Annotated in this window: 23 protein-coding genes and 1 pseudogene; 10 read left to right on the forward strand and 14 right to left on the reverse strand. The window is 62.7% G+C overall.

Features of this window, described 5'->3' with window-relative positions; genetic code table 11:
- Positions 1-35 precede the first annotated feature (35 nt).
- A pseudogene (locus NW855_RS11105) lies at positions 36-191 on the reverse strand (MerR family transcriptional regulator); the annotation flags it as partial.
- 401 nt (positions 192-592) lie between these two features.
- Between NW855_RS11105 and ispE the strand changes: the two are divergent.
- On the forward strand, positions 593-1,522 hold the full coding sequence (gene ispE / locus NW855_RS11110; protein WP_099812544.1) for a 4-(cytidine 5'-diphospho)-2-C-methyl-D-erythritol kinase: 930 nt from the start codon (positions 593-595) through the stop codon (positions 1,520-1,522).
- 150 nt (positions 1,523-1,672) lie between these two features.
- Positions 1,673-3,076 (forward strand): 3-isopropylmalate dehydratase large subunit, encoded by a 1,404-nt coding sequence (leuC, locus tag NW855_RS11115; protein ID WP_414508753.1) that lies wholly within the window; start codon positions 1,673-1,675, stop codon positions 3,074-3,076.
- A 61-nt stretch (positions 3,077-3,137) separates the two neighbouring features.
- Here leuC and thiD read toward each other — a convergent pair whose 3' ends face one another.
- The 9 genes from thiD to NW855_RS11160 form a co-directional block, all read right to left on the reverse strand.
- Positions 3,138-3,962 (reverse strand): bifunctional hydroxymethylpyrimidine kinase/phosphomethylpyrimidine kinase, encoded by an 825-nt coding sequence (gene thiD / locus NW855_RS11120; protein ID WP_228375400.1) that lies wholly within the window; start codon positions 3,960-3,962, stop codon positions 3,138-3,140.
- 220 nt (positions 3,963-4,182) lie between these two features.
- A complete protein-coding gene (locus NW855_RS11125; protein ID WP_011429198.1) occupies positions 4,183-4,383 on the reverse strand; it encodes a hypothetical protein in 201 nt (66 codons plus the stop codon).
- Positions 4,384-4,452: 69 nt separating this feature from the next.
- Positions 4,453-4,770 (reverse strand): 2Fe-2S iron-sulfur cluster-binding protein, encoded by a 318-nt coding sequence (locus NW855_RS11130; protein ID WP_168173317.1) that lies wholly within the window; start codon positions 4,768-4,770, stop codon positions 4,453-4,455.
- Positions 4,770-5,027: a DUF1816 domain-containing protein gene (locus NW855_RS11135; protein ID WP_414508754.1), complete on the reverse strand. Its 258-nt coding sequence runs from the start codon at positions 5,025-5,027 to the stop codon at positions 4,770-4,772. The genes NW855_RS11130 and NW855_RS11135 overlap by 1 nt, the downstream gene beginning before the upstream one ends.
- Before the next feature lie 46 nt (positions 5,028-5,073).
- A complete protein-coding gene (rlmB, locus tag NW855_RS11140; RefSeq protein ID WP_011429201.1) occupies positions 5,074-6,138 on the reverse strand; it encodes a 23S rRNA (guanosine(2251)-2'-O)-methyltransferase RlmB in 1,065 nt (354 codons plus the stop codon).
- 32 nt (positions 6,139-6,170) lie between these two features.
- Positions 6,171-6,602 (reverse strand): ribonuclease III domain-containing protein, encoded by a 432-nt coding sequence (locus NW855_RS11145; protein WP_011429202.1) that lies wholly within the window; start codon positions 6,600-6,602, stop codon positions 6,171-6,173.
- 384 nt (positions 6,603-6,986) lie between these two features.
- Complete coding sequence (locus NW855_RS11150) at positions 6,987-7,463, reverse strand: photosystem I reaction center protein subunit XI (RefSeq protein WP_011429203.1); 477 nt, start codon at positions 7,461-7,463, stop codon at positions 6,987-6,989.
- Positions 7,464-7,588: 125 nt separating this feature from the next.
- Positions 7,589-7,708, reverse strand: a complete 120-nt coding sequence (locus tag NW855_RS11155) for a photosystem I reaction center subunit IX (protein WP_011429204.1) — start codon at positions 7,706-7,708, stop codon at positions 7,589-7,591.
- A gap of 59 nt (positions 7,709-7,767) precedes the next feature.
- Positions 7,768-8,313 carry a photosystem I reaction center subunit III gene (locus tag NW855_RS11160; protein ID WP_011429205.1) on the reverse strand — a complete coding sequence of 182 codons (546 nt, stop codon included), beginning with the start codon at positions 8,311-8,313 and terminating at the stop codon, positions 7,768-7,770.
- Between the two features lie 166 nt (positions 8,314-8,479).
- On the opposite strand from NW855_RS11160, the gene tsaD reads away from it, so the two are divergent.
- Complete coding sequence (tsaD, locus tag NW855_RS11165; protein WP_099834686.1) at positions 8,480-9,580, forward strand: tRNA (adenosine(37)-N6)-threonylcarbamoyltransferase complex transferase subunit TsaD; 1,101 nt, start codon at positions 8,480-8,482, stop codon at positions 9,578-9,580.
- On the opposite strand, the gene mnmG is transcribed toward tsaD, so the two are convergent.
- Entirely contained in the window at positions 9,544-11,475 is a 1,932-nt protein-coding gene (gene mnmG / locus NW855_RS11170) for a tRNA uridine-5-carboxymethylaminomethyl(34) synthesis enzyme MnmG (protein WP_414401911.1), read from the reverse strand. The two genes, tsaD and mnmG, sit on opposite strands and share 37 nt — an antisense overlap.
- Before the next feature lie 295 nt (positions 11,476-11,770).
- Here mnmG and thrC point away from each other — a divergent pair, with 295 nt between their 5' ends.
- The 6 genes from thrC (at position 11,771) to NW855_RS11200 (ending at position 18,186) form a co-directional block, all read left to right on the forward strand.
- Positions 11,771-13,111, forward strand: coding sequence for a threonine synthase (gene thrC, locus NW855_RS11175; protein WP_414402593.1), 1,341 nt, complete (start codon positions 11,771-11,773; stop codon positions 13,109-13,111).
- A gap of 93 nt (positions 13,112-13,204) precedes the next feature.
- Positions 13,205-13,729, forward strand: coding sequence for a fasciclin domain-containing protein (locus tag NW855_RS11180; protein WP_099812536.1), 525 nt, complete (start codon positions 13,205-13,207; stop codon positions 13,727-13,729).
- 36 nt (positions 13,730-13,765) lie between these two features.
- Positions 13,766-14,041, forward strand: a complete 276-nt coding sequence (locus tag NW855_RS11185) for a ubiquitin-like small modifier protein 1 (RefSeq protein WP_011429210.1) — start codon at positions 13,766-13,768, stop codon at positions 14,039-14,041.
- Complete coding sequence (locus tag NW855_RS11190) at positions 14,038-14,646, forward strand: DNA-3-methyladenine glycosylase (protein WP_414508755.1); 609 nt, start codon at positions 14,038-14,040, stop codon at positions 14,644-14,646. The genes NW855_RS11185 and NW855_RS11190 overlap by 4 nt, the downstream gene beginning before the upstream one ends.
- Before the next feature lie 16 nt (positions 14,647-14,662).
- On the forward strand, positions 14,663-15,931 hold the full coding sequence (locus NW855_RS11195) for a peptidase C39 family protein (protein ID WP_011429212.1): 1,269 nt from the start codon (positions 14,663-14,665) through the stop codon (positions 15,929-15,931).
- A 371-nt stretch (positions 15,932-16,302) separates the two neighbouring features.
- Positions 16,303-18,186, forward strand: coding sequence for a hypothetical protein (locus NW855_RS11200; RefSeq protein WP_414508756.1), 1,884 nt, complete (start codon positions 16,303-16,305; stop codon positions 18,184-18,186).
- On the opposite strand, the gene NW855_RS11205 is transcribed toward NW855_RS11200, so the two are convergent.
- The 3 genes from NW855_RS11205 to NW855_RS11215 form a co-directional block, all read right to left on the reverse strand.
- On the reverse strand, positions 18,183-19,649 hold the full coding sequence (locus NW855_RS11205) for a DASH family cryptochrome (protein ID WP_414402030.1): 1,467 nt from the start codon (positions 19,647-19,649) through the stop codon (positions 18,183-18,185). The two genes, NW855_RS11200 and NW855_RS11205, sit on opposite strands and share 4 nt — an antisense overlap.
- Before the next feature lies 1 nt (position 19,650).
- Positions 19,651-19,980 (reverse strand): HU family DNA-binding protein, encoded by a 330-nt coding sequence (locus tag NW855_RS11210; protein WP_240527754.1) that lies wholly within the window; start codon positions 19,978-19,980, stop codon positions 19,651-19,653.
- Positions 19,981-20,221: 241 nt separating this feature from the next.
- Entirely contained in the window at positions 20,222-20,449 is a 228-nt protein-coding gene (locus NW855_RS11215; protein WP_240527287.1) for a cytochrome b6f subunit family protein, read from the reverse strand.
- 125 nt (positions 20,450-20,574) lie between these two features.
- Here NW855_RS11215 and NW855_RS11220 point away from each other — a divergent pair, with 125 nt between their 5' ends.
- Entirely contained in the window at positions 20,575-21,036 is a 462-nt protein-coding gene (locus NW855_RS11220; protein ID WP_276307391.1) for an ATP-binding protein, read from the forward strand.
- Positions 21,037-21,044 lie beyond the last annotated feature (8 nt).

The raw sequence follows: 21,044 nt of genomic DNA on the forward strand, positions 1-21,044 counted from the left end.
TGGTTTGCTAAGTGCTGCTATTGTACCCCTTGAGCCCTTAACAGGCTGTAGCTGTCGAGGTCATACCTTCTTGCCCTACCAGATGGAGTACGTATTGCTTTGATCCAGCCTTTCTGTTCCCATCGCCTCAAGGTGTGGAGACACACCCCAAAATAATCCGCCGCTTCTCTCGGTTTTACATACCTAGCCATACCAAGCAGCCATACTGAACATATTGTACATTATTTTCAGTATAGTCCAGCATATCATTGACTAGAGTCATGCTCTATCAGTTCTGGATCGGCTCTGGGATCCCTTCTGCAACCAGGACGGCAGCGGTCTCGGGTTTTGGTGAAGTAAACCTAGCTTCCGTTCCGGGGTGCCCTGGGCTCGCCTCCAGCTTCGCCCTTGGGCTGGGCAGCGGATCCCGCTTTGCGGGCGCTTTTGCAGCAAACGGTGGCCGGCCCGATGGCCATAGCCAATCCCATGCTGTTTCCTCCGCCCAGGGATCCCTTGCCTTAGAATCAGGCTGGAAGGCCTCCCCAGCAAGGTCTGGTTTCCCCTTGGTTTGGACAGGCTGAGGGGAGTTGCTGTCAACCTCGCTCCTTTCCCCATGCAAGCCTGTACCCTGATTGCCCGCGCCAAGATCAATCTCTACCTAGAAATCCTCGGCTCCCGCCCCGATGGCTATTCCGAGGTGGCCATGATCCTACAGAGCATCACTTTGGCGGATCGCGTGCATCTCCAGCGCCGTCCCCACGGGATCCTCTTGATTTGCGATCACCCGGAAGTGCCGGCAGATGCCCGCAACCTGGCCTACCGCGCGGCTGAGCTGCTGCAAAGGGAATGTCGGGCTGAGCTGGGAGTGGAGATCCAGCTGGAAAAACAGATCCCAGTAGCAGCGGGCTTGGCGGGCGGCTCAGCGGATGCGGCGGCAGTTTTGGTGGGTCTGAACCAGCTTTGGGGCCTGGGCCTGACGGTAGGAGAACTGCAGAGCTTGGCGGCCCGTTTGGGATCCGATATTCCCTTTTGTGTGCAGGGGGGGACGCAGTTGGCTACGGGACGGGGAGAAGTTTTACAGCCGCTGGCCGACTGGGAAGGGATCCCGCTGCTGTTGGCCAAGCCCCGGCATCTAGGGGTTTCCACCGCCTGGGCCTATCAGGCCTTTCGGGCTCGCCACGCCGCTGCCTCGCCTTCTGGCGCGCCCTCCCGGCCCACCTTGCCTCAGGTGCTGGCTGCTCTGGAGCGTCGGGATCTGCTGGGCTTGGCCCGCAGTTTGCGCAACGATCTGGAGCAACCAGTTTTGGCCGAGCACGCTATCGTGGGAAAATTGCGCCAGGCCTTGCTCGAGGCAGGAGCGCTGGGATCCCTGATGTCGGGCTCAGGGCCGACGGTGTTTGGGATCATGGCCAGCCTGGAGAGGGCCGCCCAAGCCCGTGACAGTCTGTGCCACCACTTTCCAGAGGTGGATTTCTGGGTAACCCAGTTTGCTCCCACCGGTATTCTGCTGGAGCCGGATCCCCAGGCCCTCCGTCTCCCCTAGGGCCGGTCAGCTCAACTGGGCTAGCCCGGCCTTGGGAAAGGTGCTTTGCCCGCCCCGACCTCTGACTTGACAAGCTTTGGTAACAAGTAGGACATTGAAGCTCTACGGAAAGCAGCTCAAAACTGGCTTGGCCGCAGGCCGGAGAGGAAGATGAGCGAGAGGACGTTGTTCGACAAAGTCTGGGACGCCCATACGGTGCGGGTTTTGCCCTCGGGGCAGACGCAGTTGTTCATCGGCCTGCACCTCATCCACGAGGTCACCAGCCCCCAGGCTTTTGCCATGCTGCGGGAGCGCCATCTGCCGGTTCTCTTTCCGGAGCGGACGGTGGCTACGGTAGATCACATTATCCCCACCGACAACCGGGCGCGACCTTTTGCGGATCCCTTGGCAGAGGAGATGATCCAGGAGCTGGAGCGCAACTGTCGCCAATATGGCATCCGCTTCTACAACAGCGGCTCCGGCCAGCAGGGGATCGTGCATGTGATTGCGCCGGAGCAGGGGCTGACGCAGCCGGGGATGACCATTGCCTGCGGCGATAGCCACACGTCTACCCATGGGGCCTTTGGGGCCATTGCCTTCGGCATCGGCACCAGCCAGGTGCGGGACGTGCTGGCCACCCAAACTCTGGCCTTGTCCAAGCTCAAAGTGCGCCGCATCGAGGTGCACGGCAGGTTGGGGCCGGGGGTTTACGCCAAGGATGTGATCCTCCACATCATCCGCAAGCTGGGGGTCAAAGGCGGGGTGGGCTACGCCTACGAGTACGGCGGCAGCACTGTCGAGGCGATGAGCATGGAAGAACGCATGACCCTCTGCAACATGTCCATCGAAGGAGGAGCCCGCTGCGGCTACGTCAATCCCGACGCGGTAACCTTTGAGTATCTAAAGGGACGGGAGTTTGCTCCTCAGGGATCCGACTGGGAGGAGGCAGTGGCCTGGTGGCAAAGCCTGGCCAGCGGCCCCGACGCCGTCTACGACGACGTGGTGGTGTTTCAGGCCGCAGAGATCGCCCCCACCGTAACCTGGGGAATCACCCCTGGTCAGAGCATTGGGGTGGACGAGCGGATCCCGGCACCGGAAGAGCTGCCGGAAAGCGAGCGGGAGCTGGCCAAGGAAGCCTATGCCTACATGGGCTTGCGGCCGGGGGATCCCATCGTGGGCACGCCAGTGGATGTCTGCTTCATTGGCAGTTGCACCAACGGCCGCTTGAGCGATTTGCGGGAGGCGGCCAAGATTGCCAAAGGACGGCGAGTAGCGCCTGGAGTGAAGGCGTTTGTCGTGCCCGGCTCGGAGCGGGTCAAGCAGGAGGCGGAACGCGAGGGCCTGCGCGAGATCTTTGAGGCGGCAGGGTTTGAGTGGCGGGATCCCGGCTGCTCCATGTGTTTGGCCATGAACCCAGACCGCCTCGTAGGCCGGCAGATTAGCGCCTCTTCTTCCAACCGCAACTTTAAGGGTCGCCAGGGATCCCCCAGTGGGCGCACCCTGCTCATGAGCCCGGCCATGGTGGCGGCGGCGGCCGTGAGCGGCAAAGTGGTGGACGTGCGGGAACTGCTCTAGCCAGCGGGGCCGTTCAACCTCCCCCGGCAGCCTGAGCGGCTGCCGGCTGCGAAGAAGGGGACTAAGACTGGAGAAGCGGGTAGAAGTGCCCCACCGGCCCTTGTCCTGCGCCGATGGCCAGAGGATGCCGCAGGGCTTCGGTAACATAGGCCTTGGCTGCTAGCGTCGCCGCCAAGGGATCCTTGCCCCAAGCCAGTTGCGCCGCAATGGCTGCCGAGAGGGTACAGCCGGTGCCGTGGGTGTGGCGGGTGGGGATGCGCTCGCTTTTGAGGATCTCCAGCCGCTCGCCGTCAAACCACACATCCACCCCCTGCAGTTCCCCTGGCATACCTCCCCCCTTGACCAAAACCGCCTTACAGCCCAGGGCGTAGATGCGGCGGCCCGCCTCCTCCATATCCGCCAATGACTGCAGCTCCATCCCTGCCAAAATCTGGGCCTCGTAGCGGTTGGGGGTAACGACCTGGGCCAGCGGGATCAGCCGCTCGCGGATGGCCTGGATGGCGTCTTCTGCCAGCAGCTTGGCCCCGGTGCGGGAGACCATCACCGGATCCACCACCAGCGGCTGCAGGGCCCACCGCTCCACTTGGCGGGCCACCTCCCGCACGATCTCGACATTGAGCAACATGCCGGTTTTGATCCCTTGCACCCCGATATCCTGCACCACCGCCTCAATCTGGGCGGCCACCGCCTCCGGCGGCAGCGCATCCACGCGGTTGACCCCGAGGGTGTTTTGGGCAGTTACGCAGGTGAGGGCGGAAGTGCCGTGGACGCGCTGGAAGGCAAAGGTGCGCAGATCCGCTTGAATGCCCGCTCCGCCGCCGCTATCGGATCCGGCAATGGTGAGGGCAACAGGGGGATGCTGCTCGGCCAACATTGGAGCCGACATTGGTTCAGATGTGGGGACAGACATTGGCCAAAGGACAAAAACTGCCGAGGGTACCGCTAGCCATTTCTGTCCTTCAGCGTAGCAACGAAATGATTCCCGCTAGCCTCTGAGGTCTTGGGAAAACTCTTTCAGACCCGATAGGCAACGCAGTTGCGAACGCGCCGGCGGCGCGGGCGCTATCCCCAACTCCCCTCTTCCTAAGGAGAGGGGTGGGCTGTCTTCAATCGGAATGGCCATCGTCGGTAGTAGCTACTACCTCCACCCAAGCCCTATCCCCCTCCACCGCCGTCAGGCTCCAGCGCAGAAGCTGAGCTGGCTGTCCTAGCTCCTGGGCCACCTGCTCGGTAAGGGATCCCTCCAGTCGAGCAGCAGAAACCGGCAGGCTTAGGGGCAGGGAAAGGCGGAGAAAGTGCAGCTTCACAGGCCGTTAGAACTCCTTTGAGTAACCCGCACAGAATTGCCCTCAACGGGGGTGGATATCCAAGCAGGGCTAGGAGCCAAACTGGAGACGATAGACCTCCTCCTCTTGGTCCGTCTCCACCTCTAGATCGGAAGTAGGATAGGCTACACACAGCAGCACAAAGCCCTGAGCCTTGAGTTCCGGCCCGATCCCCATGGCGTCAGGCTGGGCCACGGATCCCGACTTCAGCCTCCCTGCACAGGTGGTACAGACTCCCGCCTGGCAGGAAGAGGGCAGCTCTAGGCCGTGTTCGAGAGCCGCCTGTAAAACTGTCTGATCTGCCGCCGCGGTAAACCGGTAGGTTTGGCCCCGGTGATGAACGGTTACCTGGTAAACCATAGCCGTCATCAGGAACGAACCCGCGAAGGAGTGCGGACCACCGTCAGCGACTGCGGCTGGCGCATTTTCTTTATCTGAGCCTCGATCTTCTCAGCTCCCTCCGCCTTCAGGTCGGCGATGTAGCGACCTTTATGCGCCTCTGCTTCTTTCTCGCTGGCGAAGGGGCCGTAGTAATAGGTGCAGTCGTCGGTGGTGATCTCAACCCAGACTGCTAGGCCCCGCAGCCTATCCAACAGCCAGACCAAAGGGTTGCCCACGGGATCCATCCCCCCTATTAAGCACAAACGATGACTCAGGATCTTTTGCAATCACCTAGATTCTACTGCCTTCGTTGAGGATTTGTTGAGAAATGTTTCGACCTCGGTGGGGGGAGCGCTGCCGGTGGATCTCGTAGAGGGCGATGCCCGCCGCCACCGAAGCATTCAAACTTTCCGTGCGGCCCGCCAAGGGGATCGACAGCAGTTGGTCGCAGTGGCGCTGGGTGAGCAAGCTGATGCCTTCCCCTTCGGATCCCACCACCAAGGCAATAGGTCGGCGAAAGTCGGCGCTGTAGATAGGGGCAGCCCCCTGGCTAGTGGTGCCATAGACCCAAAACCCCTGCCCTTTAAGATATTCCAGGGCGCGATTTAAGTTCACCACCCGCGCCACCGGCAAAGTAGAGAGGGCCCCCGCTGCCACCTTCATCACCGTCGCAGTGACGCCTGCCGCCCGCCGCTGTGGGATCACCATCCCCTGCATGCCAAACGCCTCCACGCTGCGGGCAATAGCCCCCAGGTTGTGGGGATCCTGGATCCCGTCCAGCACCACCAGCACCGGATGGGGGCCGGACTGGCGGCTCTGTTCCACCAGCTCTTCCAGATCCACATAGCGGTAAGGGGTGGCCTGGGCGGCGATCCCCTGGTGGTTGGCTCCAGCGGTGAGAAGGTTTAGCCGCTGGAGAGACACCTCATCGATGACGGTACCCCGTGCTTTGGCTTCTTCCAACAAAGACCAAAATTGGGGGCTGTAGCGCAACCGCGGCAGCACCCACACTCGGTTAAGGGTGGCCTGGCTTCTCAGCGCAGCCAACACGGTTTGGCGACCGTAGATGATCTCTTGTTCAGGTTCGGCTTCGGGATCCCGGTTAACCTGCAGCTCCCCGTCTTCTGGACTGGCAACGGGAGGGCTGGGATTTGGCTGGGGGCGCTCCTGCTCAGCCTTGCGACGAAGCGGCTTTACGGGCGGCTCTTGCGCCGCCGGCTGGAGATGGAGCGGGGAGCCCCCCTCGCGCCGTTTGGTCTGCTTGGGCTTGTTGAAGGGTTGCCCCGCCCCTTGCCGCTGCAGCTTGCTCCGGCGAGACAGCCGTAAGGGAGGTTTGCATTGGGAAGGCTTGGGCATGGGCAGAGAACGGTGCAGAGTAAAAGCCGATCTTAACCTTCCCCCTCGCCTATCGTCTTGGCCAAAACATCGGTGAGAGCGAGAATGTGGCGTAGCCGCTCGGGATCGGTGAGGTAAAGGTAGCCCAAGATGGTTTCCAGGCCACTGGCATTCTGGTAGTCGGCCAAGGGCAAGTGGCGGGGTGGACGACCGCAGCCGTTGCGGCCCCAGCGGACGATCTCCCGCTCTTCAGGGCTGAGATAGGGCAAAAGCGCCAACAACAATCTGGCCTGAGCAGATCCGCGTACCCGCCTTACCACCTGCCGATGGTAAAGCTCTGGCCGAGTGGGAGGAAACAACTGCTGCCGTCGCACGTGCAGTTCGTAAATGGCATCTCCCAGGTAGGCCAGGGCTGCAGGCGACAGGCGACCGATCTCAGCCAAAGAGAAGCTTGCAGAAGTGGGATCGGACAGGAGATCGCTCACGACAGCTTACAAAAACTATTTGGCTATTTGGAAAAATGCCTAGAACCGCTGCCGTCGGTTCATAGCAAATTCGAGACTCCACTGGCTGGCTCAGTCTATGCTAGGGCAAGCTTCCTGCCTTCTGCCAGTCTCACTGCTGCCCTGAACTTTTCCCTCGCCTGCTCAGGTTATTGGATCACAAAGACGCTGCAAGCCTTGAAAAGCCAGCTGAAACCCCGTCAAGAAGCTGGAGAGCAAAATCCAGGGAAGCTGTGGGCAAGCGGGCCGGCATCAACGCGAAAAGCTGGAAAGCAGAGCCCATCTGGCCAAGCCGCCGCTCAGCAGAGGATGGAGAGACTCGCAAGGCCGTCCAAGACAAGGGGATGGATGGAGAGGGGAAGCCGCTTAACCAAAATTGGGAAACAACAGATCTCCATTGAGCAGAAGCAGGTAGGCGACGATTGCCCCGCCCATGCCCCCTACCAAAAAGCCGGCGGCCAGTTCGCTCCAAGATTGGGATCCCTGCACCGGCCCGTCGTTGCGCTGCGGGGAGACGGTGCCGTAGAGAGAGAGAGCTGCCGTCATGATTAAGATCAGGCCACAGGCTCCCAGGAAACCGCTCAGCAGGCCGATGGGCTCGCTGCGCAGCGGCCCCAGCTTGGCAAAAGGCCCCACCAACCAATAGCCGTGGGCCATGCCAATTTCCAAACCCCGCCAAATGGAGCTCAATCCCGGCCGGTTGATGGGCAACCAGTCTATCAACAGACGGACAACAGGCGCGTGGTTGATCGGCGTCCAGAAATCGCCAATCTGCGGATCCCCTTCCGGGACGGCGATATATCCCCTATTAGGAGAAACGGTATCGGCAGTGGGTTCAACCATGTCGGCAACTCTGGTTCCAGTGCAAAAAGGGTTAGAAAAACCTCAAATTCCAAAAAGTCTGGCTTAAAAGACCAGGGATCCCTGTGGGTGTTGCTGGCGCGGCTGGGGATCCCTGGCTTGCGAGTTCAGAACGTCAAAATGTCGGGGAAGAAGCGGTTGATCTCGATGAACAGCGCAAAAACGAAGCTGGAAAACAAGATAAAGGCCACTGGAGCCGTGGTGAGAAACTTGGTGAAATCAGACATACATACCTCTCAAGTTGGATGGGTGAAGCTGAGCCAAAAGCCGAGGAGAAGCCCCTTCTTCAGCGAGGAGAGATGGGCACGGCCTCTTCCGGCTCCTGAATTTCGCCGCTGGCAATTTCCTTGAAAGCAGCGGCAGGCCAGGCCAAAGCCGTGAGGAAACAGCGCAGCGCCAAGGGGACGTCGATGATGCTTTCTTTCATCTCCGGCTCGTCGCTATTCCGGACAGCAATCAGATAGGAGCGCCCAGCCCAGCCCAGCCAGCCGGCGATGTAGAGGAAAAGCAGGCCAGGGATGAGAAACTCGCCTGCATGGCTCCAGCGGCCATCGGTAACCAGGTGGGGCAAGCCTTCTTCGCCACAGAGCAGCTTGCTGTAGCGCTCAAAGCGCTTCTCGGTTTGGGCCAACTTTTGCTGGTAGAGAGGAGCCAGGTTAGGGCTGGCATTGAGGATCTTCTCTTCGAGGCTGCTCAGCCGTTCGTTCATCAGGGCCTGAAAAGCGGGAACTTCGCTGCAAGGCTTCAGACCGATCAAGGGCTCTGCCTGCACAGCCTGGGCGAGGCCAAGCGCCAGGCAAAGGGCTAAAAGGAGACTCAAAAGGGTTCGCATAGCAGGATGTGTCCTTAAGCTAGGGGTCTAGGTCTGTTAAATGTGCAGGAATGCTAAGTGCAGCAACGGGCACTAAACGGTTAGTATCATACTCCCGAGTACCTCGCTCCAACGGATTGCGAGTTTTAGCTCACACAATTCTTAAGGAAACTCCCGCCTTTCCTCTATGCCCCGCCTCCTCGCCATTGAAACCAGTTGTGATGAAACAGCTGTGGCTGTGGTGGAGGCAGATGCGGCCTGGCCGACCTTTGCCCCACGGCAGCTCAGCTCTGTGGTGGCTAGCCAGATCGACCTCCATGCAGCCTACGGGGGCGTGGTGCCGGAGGTGGCTGCCCGCCGCCATGTGGAAACTCTGCCCTTTGTGCTGGAGTCCGCCCTGCAGCAGGCTGGGCTGGGCATGGCCGAGGTGGATGCTGTTGCCGTCACCTGTGCGCCGGGCCTGGTGGGATCCTTACTGGTGGGGCTGATGGCGGCCAAGACCTTGGCGCTGCTCTACAACAAACCTTTGATCGGGGTGCACCACCTGGAGGGCCACCTGTTCAGCGGCTTTTTGGCAGCAGCCGACTTGCGTCCCCCCTGCCTGGGCCTTTTGGTTTCAGGAGGCCACACCAGCCTGATCTGGATGAAGGACTACGGGGAGTACCAGACGATGGGCCGCACCCGCGACGACGCCGCCGGCGAAGCCTTTGACAAGGTGGCGCGGCTGTTGGGGCTGGGCTATCCGGGCGGGCCCCAGATCGACCGCTGGGCGCAACAAGGGGATCCCGATCGCTTCCCTTTGCCCGAGGGCAAACTGGATCACCCCTACGACACCAGCTTCAGCGGCCTGAAGACAGCGGTGCTGCGCCTGGTCCAACAGTTGCAGCAGGAAGGCCAGGAGCTGCCTGTGGCCGATATTGCCGCCAGCTTCCAGGCCTGCCTCACCCGCGTGCTCACAGAAAAAGCCGTGGCCTGTGCCGAGGCGCTGGGCCTCTCGACGCTGCTGGTTACAGGGGGGGTGGCCGCCAACCGGGAGCTGCGCGCTCGCCTGCTGGAAGCGGGCCGCCAAAAGGGCCTGCGGGTGGTGATCCCGCCCCCAAACCTCTGTACCGACAACGCCGCCATGATTGGGGCAGCTGGCCTTTGCCACTGGCTGCGGGGAGAGACCTCGCCCCTGGAGCTGGGGGTGGCCTCGCGCCTGACCCTGGAAGAGATCCCTGCCCTCTACGGCCAGGGGAGCGGCGGCTGCGGTCAGGCCCCGACGGGAGCTGCAGCAGCCGTCTTCTGACGTTGTCTCACCTCTAGGTAGATGAGCAGGGCATTGATGTCGGCGGGGTTGACGCCGCCAATGCGGGCCGCCTGGCCCACGGTCAGAGGCCGGACTGCCGCCAGTTTCTCCCGCGACTCTTTGGAGAGGGTGGGGATGGAGTGGTAGTCCAGATCGGGGGGCAGGGGGCGGTGGTACTGCTTGCTCACCTGCTCGATTTGGCTCTGTTGCCGCTGGATGTAGCCGCTGTATTTGACAGCAATTTCTGCTGCCTCCTGCTCAAAGGGATCCAGCTCCTCATTTCCCAACCCCAGCTCTAGCAGGTCGGCGTAGTGGATCGGGTTGCGGCGCAGGAGCTCGGCCAAGGTGGCGGATCCTTTGATCCCCTGGCCGGTCAGTTGGCTGAGGTGGATCCCGGCGGGGTCGTGGGCCTTGACCCGCTGGGTTTCTAGGCGCTCGATCTCGGCGGCAATGCGGGCCTGCTTGGCCTGGAAGAGGGCCCAGCGGCGGTCGTCGATGAGGCCCCATTCCCGCCCCAGGGGGGTGAGGCGTTGGTCGGCGTTGTCGGCGCGTAGGATAAGGCGGTATTCGGAGCGGCTGGTGAGCATGCGGTAGGGCTCCCGCAGCTCTTTGGTACAAAGGTCGTCGATGAGGGTGCCGATGTAGCTGGACTCCCGCGGCAGGGTTACCAGCGGCTTCCCCTGCACCAGGCGGGCGGCGTTGATCCCGGCGATCAGACCCTGGGCTGCTGCCTCTTCGTAGCCGGTGGTGCCGTTAATTTGGCCGGCACAGAACAGCCCCTGCACCTTCTTGGTCATCAGGGTGGGGTAGAGCTGGGTGGCCGGCAGATAGTCGTATTCCACGGCGTAGGCAGGCCGCAGCATGACGCACCGCTCCAGGCCGGGCAGGGAGCGCAGCATCTGGATCTGGATCTTTTCTGGCATCCCCGTCGAGAACCCCTGGATGTAGAGCTCCGGCAGATCCCGCCCCTCTGGCTCAATAAAAATTTGATGGCTTTCCTTGTCGGCAAAGCGGACGATCTTGTCTTCGATGCTGGGGCAGTAGCGGGGCCCCTTGGCCTCCACCCAGCCGCCGTAGACCGGCGTCTCGTGGAGGTTTTCGCGGATGATGCGGTGGGTCTCCGGCGTGGTGCGGGTGAGATAGCAGTCCATCTGCTCCCGCGGCACCCACACCTCCGGGTCAAAGCTAAACCAGCGCAGGTCGGGATCCCCTGGCTGCCGCTCCATCACGGAAAAATCGACGCTGCGGCGATCCACACGGGCAGGGGTGCCCGTCTTCAGCCGACCTGTCTCAAAGCCCAGTTGGCGCAGGGTGTCGGTCAGGCCTTCGACGGCAAATTCCCCCGCTCTGCCAGCAGGCTGCCAGTGGCGGCCAATCCAGATGCGCCCTCCCAGAAAGGTGCCCGTGGTCAGGATCACCGCCCCACAGCCGAAGACGCTGCCAAAATGGGTAACCACGCCCACCACCTCATCGTTGCGCCCCAGCACCAGGTCGGTGACAGTGCCCTCGCGGATGCTCAGATTGGGCTGGTTTTCCACCACCGAGCGCATTACCCGCGCGTACTCGCGTTTGTCGGTTTGCGCCCGCAAGGCCCATACCGCCGGCCCCCGCGAGCGGTTGAGCACCCGCTTTTGCAAATAGGTGCGGTCGGTAACTTTGCCCATCTCGCCGCCAAGGGCGTCGATTTCGTGCACCAGTTGCGACTTGGCCGGGCCCCCCACAGCGGGGTTACAGGGCTGCCAGGCGATCTTGTCCAGGTTCAACGTCAGCATCAAGGTATTACAGCCCAGCCGCGCTGCCGCCAGGGCCGCTTCACAGCCAGCGTGTCCCCCACCCACGACGATCACGTCGTAGTGGTCGAGAAAGTCCACGTTGTCCCGTCCAACTTTGAGCATAGGATCGCCCCCGCGGAATACCGGGATCCCCTATCCCAATTAGGTTGTTACAGCTTGTTTCTCCAGTCTAGCGACGGATAGAGGGCTATCCCCAAATCTCGGCAAGAGAAAGCCAGACCTCTACCAGTCTGCCGCTCCGAGGTTGCCCAAACCGGCTAGGATCCCGCTCTCCCCAGCCGGATCTAATTCAGACTATTTTAGTCGGGTTTAGTTGACGGGGTCGATCGCGGGTGATAAGATTGCCCTCGACGACGGGTAAACAAGATCCAGCCCTTTCTCCTGTCTGAGGCTTCCTATGACCCAAACCCTTTCCCACCGCCCGCTCAGCCCTGCCGATTTGCCGCCCAGCTCGGCCTTGCGCACCCTCCAGGTGGGCTTTAGGCGCTTGCGCTGTCGGGAATGTGGGGCCGAGTATGAGCCGGTGGCCAAGCACGTGTGCGACCTGTGTTTTGGCCCCCTGGAAGTGGTCTATGACTACGACTGGCTCAAGAGCGTTGTCAGCCGGCAGAGCATCCAGGCCGGGCCGCTCTCCATCTGGCGCTACCGACCTTTCCTGCCGGTCCTTTCGGAGCGGCCCATCGATGTGGGCACCGGCATGACGCCGCTGGTGAAGGCGGAGCGGCTGGGCCGGCGGCTGGGGTTAAAAAACCTCTACCTCAAGAACGACGCCGTCAACATGCCCACCCTCAGCTTTAAGGATCGGGTGGTGTCGGTGGCCCTGACCCGCGCCAAGGAGCTGGGCTTTACCACCGTTTCCTGCGCCAGCACGGGCAACTTGGCCAACTCCACGGCTGCCATCGCCGCCCACGCCGGCCTGGAGTGCACTATCTTCATCCCGGCGGATCTGGAGGCAGGCAAGGTACTAGGGTCCCTCATCTACAGGCCCACCGTCATGGCTGTGGAGGGCAACTACGACCAGGTCAACCGCCTCTGCGCCGAGGTGGCGGATCGCTACGGCTGGGGCTTTGTCAACATCAACCTGCGCCCCTACTACGCAGAAGGCTCGAAAACCCTGGCCTACGAGGTGGCGGAGCAACTGGGGTGGCAACTGCCGGATCAGGTGGTGATCCCGCTGGCGTCGGGATCCCTGTACACCAAGATTTACAAAGGTTTTCAGGAGTTTGTGAAGGTGGGGCTGGTGGCGGAGAAGCCGGTTATCTTCCACGGCGCCCAGGCCCAGGGCTGTGCGCCCATTGCCCAGGCCTTTCGCGAGGGGCGGGATTTTGTTACTCCGGTTAAGCCGAATACCATCGCCAAGTCTATTGCCATCGGCAACCCTGCCGACGGCATCTACGCCCTGGAGATTGCCCGCAAAACCGGCGGCCAGATCGCGACGGCCACGGATCCCGAGATCGTGGCCGGCATCAAGCTCTTGGCCGAGACCGAGGGCATCTTCACCGAGACGGCTGGCGGCACCACCATTGCCGTGCTCAAACGCCTGGCCGAATCGGGCCAGCTTGATCCTGAGGCGGTTACGGTAGCCTATATTACCGGCAATGGCTTGAAAACCCAGGAGGCGGTGCAGGCGCACGTGGGCCATCCGCTGGTGATCTCGCCCAAGCTGGAGAGCTTTGAACAGGCATTGGAGCGCGCCCGCACTCTGGAGCGGCTGGACTGGCAGGAGGCTTCGGTTTGAAGCGAGAGGGATCCCCCTGGGCTCTTAACGGCGTCTTAATGAAGAACTGTTACGATCCCTGGCACAGACCCACTCGCTCAGGAGCTCTGCACCATGCCTATCCTCCGTTCTGTCCGTCACTTTGCGCGTCGCTGCTTGCCGGTGGCAGTGGCGGTGTTGACCCCCCTTGCTTTGGCTCCCACGGCTCGGCCTCAGGGGCTGAACACCATTGCCGTTGAGCTGGAAACTTTGCCCAGCAGCTACTCGACGTTGGCGACGGCTTTGCGGGCGGCGGGGCTGAACACGGCGTTGGCAGGGCCGGGGCCGTTCACGGTCTTTGCCCCTTCCGATGTGGCCTTTGGGCAACTGCCGCCGGGCACCGTGGAGACGTTGTTGCAGCCGGCCAATCGGGATCAGCTCACCCGCATCCTCACCTATCATGTGGTGCCGGGGCGGATTACCTCGTTTGACCTGCGGCCTGGCCAATCGGCCACTCTGACCACCTTGGCGGGGCTGCCGCTGCGGGTGCAGGTGGGAGCCGATGGCAGCATCCGGGTCAACGGGGCCAATGTGAACTTGGCGGATATTCCGGTTTCCAACGGGGTGATTCACGGCATTGACGGGGTGCTGCTACCCTAGTCTTCTAAGGTTGGTCGCTGGACGAAGCATTGGCTTATGGCAGTCAAGGTGTTAATTCCCACCACGCTGCGGGTGCTCACCCGGGATCAGGAGGTGGTAAGTTGCGAGGGATCCACCGTTCGGGAATTGCTGGAGGCCTTGGAGCAGACCTATCCGGGCATCAAGGCGCGGCTGTGCGATGAAAAGGGGGAATTGCGCCGCTTTGTCAATCTCTATGTCAACAGCGAAGACATTCGCTTCCTCCAGGGATCGGACACGCCTCTACAGGATGGGGATGAGGTGAGCATCGTCCCTGCTGTTGCCGGGGGATGAAAGTTGCCGAGCCGGCTGTGGCTGCTTGGGAGTGGTTAAGCAAGCCGGCGCCGCTGGTGGCGCCTACGTTGCTGGGCATGGTGCTGGTGCGGCAATTTGCCGATGGGCTGCAGGTGCGGGCGCAGATTGTGGAAACGGAAGCCTACACCGCCGGCGATCCGGCATGCCACGCCTATCGCCGCAAGACCCGCCGCAACCAGGTGATGTTCGGGCCGCCCGGCCATCTCTACGTCTATCGCATCTACGGCCTCTACCACTGTCTCAACATCGTCACCGAGGCGGAAGGGATCGCGTCAGCGGTTTTGATCCGGGCAGCCCAGTTGGATTGCCTGCCGGAGTGGATCCCGGCCAACAAGCGCATGAAACCGGCGCGGGTGGCGGCGGGGCCAGGCCTGCTCTGTCAGGCGTTGCGCATTGACGGATCCCACAACGGCTGGCGGCTGGAGCCGGTGGCTGTCGGCCAGGAAGGCATTTGGCTGGAGGGATCCCCTGCTTGGGAGGCACAGTTCCCCATTGTCCAAACTACCCGCATCGGCATTACCCGCGGGGTAGAGCTTCCCTGGCGCTGGTACATTAAGGGGCATCCGGCGGTGTCGCACTATTAGTGGGGGCAAGCCGACAATGCTGCCGCAAGGCAAAGACTCCTGGCAAAGGCTGTCTGGGCTGGTCAGCGGCGTTGTGCTGCTCCTGCCCGCGTTGGCCCAGCCGGTTGCAACTTCTCCAGGACTCTTGACAATGCAAGCCCAGCGCCACTCCCCCTATCGCACCAGGTTGCAGCGCTGGCATGCCCCCCAAGGTTTTCAGGGCTGGTCAGCCCGCGGGATCCGGCTGAACGCCCAAGGGCAATTGGTCTTAGATCCAGAGAGCTGGCGGCAAGAAGTCAGCCTTGAGGAGCCGCAGTCGCCATTGCGCGGACGTCCTTTTCATCCCCCCGGCAGCTATTGGGTGGGAGAAGCCATCAGCCCGGAAGTTCCCGCCAGCTTTCCTCTGGTGGAAGCAATCGTCTCCTGGAATGCCACCACCCCTCCCGGCACCTGGCTAGAAGTGGAGATCCGGGCCAAGCTTGCGGGGCGCTGGACGAAGTGGTATCACGCCGGCGTGTGGGCTGCCGATCCGCCCACCCTGGCCAGCCACTCCGTGCGCGGGCAGGAAGACGCAGATGGCAACCTGCACACGGACTTGTTGGTGCTCAAGGATACCCACAACGGGGCAGAGGCTTTCCAAGTCAGGGTGCGCCTGTTCACGCAAGAGGCGGGCCGCTCTCCCCTGGTGGATCAGGTGGCGGTTGCCTTTTCCAACCAGCCGGCCCAGCCCGACCGCCTCTCCCCTGGGGATCCCAGCCGCTGGGGCCAGGTCTTGGAGCTGCCCTTGTGTTCCCAAATGGTCTATGCCGACGGGGGAGCAGCTTGGTGCAGCCCCACTGCCTTGGCGATGGTGATGGCCTACTGGCAGCGGGATCCCCCCCCCTGTGAGCCGTTGGTGCGCGCCGCGGCGGCCGGGGTGTACGACCGGGTTTACCAGGGCCACGGCAACTGGGCCTTCAACGTGGCTCATGCCGCCGAGCGGGGTTTGGCCGGCGTGGTGGCGCGGCTGCAGAGCCTGGCCCAGGCAGAAGCCTGGATCGCGGCCGGCGTGCCGGCTATCCTCAGCTATGCCTGGGGCGAGGGCGAGCTGGAGGGGGCGCCGATCCCCAAAAGCAACGGCCATCTGGCGGTGCTGGTGGGGTTCGACCGCCAAGGGGATCCCATCCTCCACGATCCGGCGGCCAAGACCAACGAAGAAGTTCGCCGCACCTACCGCCGCGACCAGCTAGAGCCTTTGTGGTTGGCCCACTCCGGGGGTACCGTCTATTTGATCTATCCGCGAGGGTGGCCAATTCCGGACCCATAGGTTAGCCCCGGCCTTCCACCGGGCTGGAGGCTTCTGCTCGAAGGGGCTGGGATATCGAGCGGACAAAAACGAACATGGCTTGGCGAGCATCCGATTGCCATCTGGCTTTTCGACGGGGATTTGAGTAAGGATATTAAGAAGTGAGGAGTGCAACTCACCCTTGGGTGAGACGGCTTAAGCATGGATAGGGTTAGGGTTCAAGGCCTGCGAGGCTGGCTGAGGGGTTTCCCTATGCCGAGCAGGCGGTGGGGCGCGGCTGTCCGCAGAAAAAGTAGCGGGGCAATTTCTGCCGGCTTTTACGTGAGTTGCTATCGACATGGAGGTTTGGGTTCCCGCCGCTTCCCAGTTTGTGGGAGAGGATGAGCTGCATCATGCCACGACGGGCTTCCCCTGCACCGCTATCTTTGCCGGCGCTGAGTGCTCTGGTGCTGGCCCTCTCGGCCTGCGGCGAGCTCTCTTCCTCTAATTTGTCTCCCAGCGTCGTTTCCCCTTCTGCCCTGCAGCCGGTTTCCACCCCAACTCCCCTCGCCCCCGCCGCTCTCACACTCGAACAGGCCCGCCAATCGGGTTTGGCGGTGCCCAACAACCGCATCGTCCTGCTCCTCCAGGAACAAGGATCCGATCTGGTGGCCCAGCTCCCTGCCTCCGACGTGGATCGCTGGCTGGCTCGTACCCCCACCTGGCCGGGGGTGGAGGGGATCGATCTCAGCATTACCCTGGGCAGCTATCGCCAGACCGCCAACGCGCCCCTGCGCCTAGGGCAGCCGGCCACCTTCACTTTTACCAACCCACCTGCCGGGGAAGCGGAGCTCAGCGCCATTGCCTACCGGGGATCCACCACCTTGGCGCAAGGGAAGGGATCCCTGACTCTTTCTGCCCGCTCTGGAAGCGCTGACAGCAGCAGTCGCCGCCTGAGCCTGCTGGTGCTCTCCGAGGTGGGAGTGCCGCTGCTGCACGCAGGGGCAGGGGTGCCGGCGCCTGGCCAGCCGTTGTTGCTGTCGGGGGAAAATCTGGAGCGGGTGGAAAGCGTTCTTTTTGCCTCAGCCGCCAATCCGGAGCGCATCCTGAGGGGGGAAATTCGCTCGCGCAGCCGCAACAGTCTGACGGTGATGCCGCCAGCCTCTCTTTCCGGCACGGTCTGGGTGGCGGTGGCCGACGCTGAAGGACAAGGACTGGGAACCTGGATTTACGAGTGGCCCACTCCCACTCCTACAGCGGCCTCGGGCTGGCGAGTGGAGACCCTCCTCGATGGCCGCACCGCTGCGGCAGCCAAGCCGGAGGGCAGCAGCTCCGATAACGAGGGGGAGGCCAGGATCTCCCTGCAGCAGATCGGCGGCATTGCCGCAGACCCCGAGGGGTTCTTTTACTTAGCCGACCCGGCCCAGCACCGCATTTTCCGGCTTTCCCCCGAAGGGGAACTGGAGGTGTGGGCGGGCAGCGGCAAGGCCGGCCACCGGGATGGGGTGGCGGAGCAGGCCCAGTTTCACTCCCCCCAAGGGCTACTTTGGGATCCCAAGGGGGGGTTGTGGGTGGCCGACAGCGGCAACCATTGCCTGCGCTACATCAGCCGACAGCGGCGGGTGAGCACCTTTGCCGGCACCTGTTCAGCCGGCCACCGAGATGGAGAGCGCGACGAGGCGCAGTTTCGCGAACCCTTTGGCCTGGCCCTGGGTCTGGACGGCAGCCTTTACGTGGCCGATCGCGCCAACCGCCGCATCCGCCGCATCACTCCCACGGGCAAAGTGACGACGGCCGCTGGCACCGGCCAGCCGGGATCCGCCGATGGGCCGGCAGAGCAAGCCCAGCTTCTGGAGCCGACAGCTCTGGCAGTGGACAAGGCGGGTAACCTCTGGATTGCCGATAGGCATCGCCTGCGCCGGCTCTCTGCCAACGGACACCTGACCACCCTCTCCCAGGCGGAAGCAGGCTACCGCGATGGCCCTCTGGCGGAGTCCCGTTTTCAAACCCTTGCAGGGCTGGCCTTCGACAGTGCGGGGGTCCTCTGGCTGGCCGACCAAGACAACCGCCGCATTCGCCGTCTTCAGCCCAGCGGGCAGGTCTCTACCCTGGCCGGGGGGGATGAGCCGGGCTGGCAGGATGGCCCGGTGGTCTCAGCTCGCTTCCAGCGGCCTGGCTCTCTACTTGCCTTGCCAGACGGCAGCTTGGTGGTGGTGGATGCTGGCCTGCCTGGCTTGCGGCGTCTTAGCCGCGTCGTCCCCCAGCCCGCCACTCCCGTTTCGAGGGGATCCCCCTAGCCGCGGCGGTAGCGGGCCAGGGCCGCTTCGTAAGCCCGCCGACTGGCCTGCAGGGACTTTTCCAGATCCACCACGGGGCGGGGATAGTCTACCCCCAGCCGCACGCCAAACTGCTTTTGCTCAGCGGCGCTGAGGCGATAGGGCTCGTGGATCTTGTCCCCGGGGATCCCGGCCAGTTCCGGCAGCCAGTGGCGCAGGTAGTGGCCCTGGGGATCGTAGTCGCGGGATTGCTTGGGAATGTGGAAGTAGCGGAAGCCGCGGGCATCGTTCCCTACGCCGGCGGTGTAGTTCCAGTTGCCGTAGTTGCTGGCCACGTCGTAGTCAATCAGCAGCGATTCAAACCATTCCGCCCCCAGACGCCAGTCGATCCCCAGGTTTTTGGTGAGGAAGCTGGCCACATTCTGCCGCCCGCGGTTGGACATGAAGCCGGTGGCTGCCAGCTCCCGCATGTTGGCGTCCACCAGGGGGTAGCCGGTCTCGCCGCGGCACCAAGCCTGGAAGCGATCCCCGTCCTGCTGCCAAGGGATGGGGATCCCCTGGATCCCTGCGGGGCGAAACAGCTTGGCCCCATGCTTGGCCAAGATGAAGCGAAAGTAGTCCCGCCACAGCAGCTCAAACACCAGCCAGTAGGTGGATTCGTTGCGCACCCGCTCCTCCTCGTAGCGCTTGACTTCGGCGTAGACAACGCGAGGGGAGATGCAGCCCAACGCCAACCAGGCAGAAAGGCGCGAGCTGTCGTTGGGATCCAGCATGCCGTTGCGGGTTTCTTTGTAGACGCGCAGCCGGTCCAGATCCCAGATATAGGTCTGCAGGCGGGCCTGGGCGGCGGTGCTGCCGCCGGCATAGACAAAGCGGGCGCGGGGATCCGGCGGCGGCAAGCTCAACCCCAGCGCCGCCAGGGTGGGCAGGGGGCCAGGATCTAGCCCCGGCGGCAGGGGCGGCAGGGAAGGGATGGGCAGGGGAGCGCGAACCTCGGCCTTGGCTTCCACCTGCTGGCGAAAGCGGGTAAACACCTCCGGCAGGTCTGCCAGGGCAAAGGGGAGATCTTCGGGGTGGTAGAGGGTGTGACCCCAGTCCAGATGGAGCCGGATCCCCAAGGGCTGCAGCGCTTGCTGCAGGGCCTCAGCAACCGCCTCCTCCTCGGTGCCCACCTCTTCGTGGGCATAGACGGCCTCCACCCCCCACTCCCGCGCCAGGGCCGGGATCACCTGCTCCGGCTGGCCTTGGCGAATGACTAGGTCAGAGCCGCGGGCCCGGAGCTGCTGCCGCAGGTCGGCCAGGCTCTCCAGCAGGAACTGGGCGCGGAAAGAGCCGGTCTTGGGAAAGCCAAAGGCCGTCTGTCCAAAGTGGCGCGGATCTAGGCAATAGAGGGGAATGAGGAGAGATCCCTGCTGGCAAGCCCGCGTCAGCGGCTGGTGATCTAGCAGGCGCAAATCGGTGCGAAACCAGAGCAAAACGGCCATTCTAGACGGATGCCAGCGCTTCCGCTTCTTCTTGGGGATCCCTCCTGGGTCGCCCCAGTTCCGGGCTGGGGACGAAATGGGGCACCTGGGCAGCGGGGATGTGGATGGGGGCCTTGGTGCGCGGGTGATAGGTTTGCCGGGCCGGGCGGTAGCGCAACGAGAAGGTGCCAAAGCGCGCCAGCCGCACCGATCCTCCTTCCGCCAGACATTGGCTGATGCTGTCTAGCATTGCCTCCAGAGCAGCGGCAGCCATTTTGACGGTCAGGCCATCCACCTGGGCGGCCATCTGGCGGGCCAGCAAACGACGATTCAAATGGGGAAGAGAAGCCACGACCACTTATCCAGACAACGGCAACGGGACAACAGCGGCCCTGAGCTTGATGCTCCCAACCTGATATGGCGAGAACTCCATCGGAAAAGAGAACGGCATCTCCCAGGCCGGCTACCTGAAGCTGAAATGTAGGCTTGAGGAAACTGAGAGCTGGGGCGGCCACCTTGCGGCAACTTACACGCAGAGAGGATCCGACACCGCAACTGCCACTAATCCACTGTCTAGCCGGTAGCCAGACTGCTCAACTCGGCTCATCCTTGGCGTGGCCGGAATCGACCACTTCCAGCTCGCTCTCGAAAAACCAGTGCCGGGAGCGATCGGGAAATTCCAAAATGTAGCCGATGCCACTGCCATCGACCACCCGCCGTGCCAGCACCACAGCCTCCTTGCCCACCAGCGCGCTCACCTCTTCTTGTCCGCGATCCTGAATAGAGCGCACCCTAACCTTATCCCCAACTTTGATCACCATAGTCGATCAGGGTAACCGCGAAGAGCTTTACCACTCAAGATGGTACGCCAAAAAGGATCCCTGCCGGAATCTGGCCCGACCGGGCTGAGGCCAACGGGGATTGGCTAGGATGGAAAAAGAGCGTTGTGCCCCCGACTGCCCCTGTGATTGCCCTCTCCCTCAAGCCAGCCCACTGCTCCTGGAGCGTTATCAGCTTTCCCTCCACCCTCTATACCCAGCCGGTTCTGGATTTGTTGATTGCCAAAGTTCCCCCCCCCTGGAGGGCGGAGGTGCGTTTGGGCCTGCAAGAGGCGATCATCAATGCCGTTCGCCACGGCAATGGCCTGGATCCCAACAAGAGGGTGATCGTCGAATACGCCAGCTCCGAGCCGTTTTATCAGTGGCTGGTGCGGGATCAGGGATCCGGCTTTCGTCCCCAGGAGGAGCTAAACCGCTGCCGCTGCGGCATCCTGGAAACGGAAGAGTCAGGGCGGGGAATGCTCCTGCTCACCCAAATTTTCGACTTTGTGCAGTGGAACGAGACGGGCAACCAGCTCTACTTGGGCAAGTACATTCACCCCGGCTGCCGGGATCCCTGGATAGTTTGACGGGCTCC

The organism is Synechococcus sp. RC10B2 (assembly GCF_047502635.1).

Coding starts and splice junctions, on each gene's coding strand:
- NW855_RS11155 (WP_011429204.1), bottom strand. CDS start 7,708: ATGTCTGATTTCACCAAGTTTCTCACCACGGCTCCAGTGGCCTTTATC.
- leuC (WP_414508753.1), top strand. CDS start 1,673: ATGAGCGAGAGGACGTTGTTCGACAAAGTCTGGGACGCCCATACGGTG.
- NW855_RS11160 (WP_011429205.1), bottom strand. CDS start 8,313: ATGCGAACCCTTTTGAGTCTCCTTTTAGCCCTTTGCCTGGCGCTTGGC.
- NW855_RS11135 (WP_414508754.1), bottom strand. CDS start 5,027: ATGGATCCCGTGGGCAACCCTTTGGTCTGGCTGTTGGATAGGCTGCGG.
- thrC (WP_414402593.1), top strand. CDS start 11,771: ATGACCCAAACCCTTTCCCACCGCCCGCTCAGCCCTGCCGATTTGCCG.
- rlmB (WP_011429201.1), bottom strand. CDS start 6,138: ATGCCCAAGCCTTCCCAATGCAAACCTCCCTTACGGCTGTCTCGCCGG.
- mnmG (WP_414401911.1), bottom strand. CDS start 11,475: ATGCTCAAAGTTGGACGGGACAACGTGGACTTTCTCGACCACTACGAC.
- NW855_RS11205 (WP_414402030.1), bottom strand. CDS start 19,649: ATGGCCGTTTTGCTCTGGTTTCGCACCGATTTGCGCCTGCTAGATCAC.
- NW855_RS11190 (WP_414508755.1), top strand. CDS start 14,038: ATGAAAGTTGCCGAGCCGGCTGTGGCTGCTTGGGAGTGGTTAAGCAAG.
- NW855_RS11150 (WP_011429203.1), bottom strand. CDS start 7,463: ATGGTTGAACCCACTGCCGATACCGTTTCTCCTAATAGGGGATATATC.
- NW855_RS11180 (WP_099812536.1), top strand. CDS start 13,205: ATGCCTATCCTCCGTTCTGTCCGTCACTTTGCGCGTCGCTGCTTGCCG.
- thiD (WP_228375400.1), bottom strand. CDS start 3,962: ATGTCGGCTCCAATGTTGGCCGAGCAGCATCCCCCTGTTGCCCTCACC.
- NW855_RS11185 (WP_011429210.1), top strand. CDS start 13,766: ATGGCAGTCAAGGTGTTAATTCCCACCACGCTGCGGGTGCTCACCCGG.
- ispE (WP_099812544.1), top strand. CDS start 593: ATGCAAGCCTGTACCCTGATTGCCCGCGCCAAGATCAATCTCTACCTA.
- tsaD (WP_099834686.1), top strand. CDS start 8,480: ATGCCCCGCCTCCTCGCCATTGAAACCAGTTGTGATGAAACAGCTGTG.
- NW855_RS11200 (WP_414508756.1), top strand. CDS start 16,303: ATGCCACGACGGGCTTCCCCTGCACCGCTATCTTTGCCGGCGCTGAGT.
- NW855_RS11195 (WP_011429212.1), top strand. CDS start 14,663: ATGCTGCCGCAAGGCAAAGACTCCTGGCAAAGGCTGTCTGGGCTGGTC.
- NW855_RS11130 (WP_168173317.1), bottom strand. CDS start 4,770: ATGACGGCTATGGTTTACCAGGTAACCGTTCATCACCGGGGCCAAACC.
- NW855_RS11215 (WP_240527287.1), bottom strand. CDS start 20,449: ATGGTGATCAAAGTTGGGGATAAGGTTAGGGTGCGCTCTATTCAGGAT.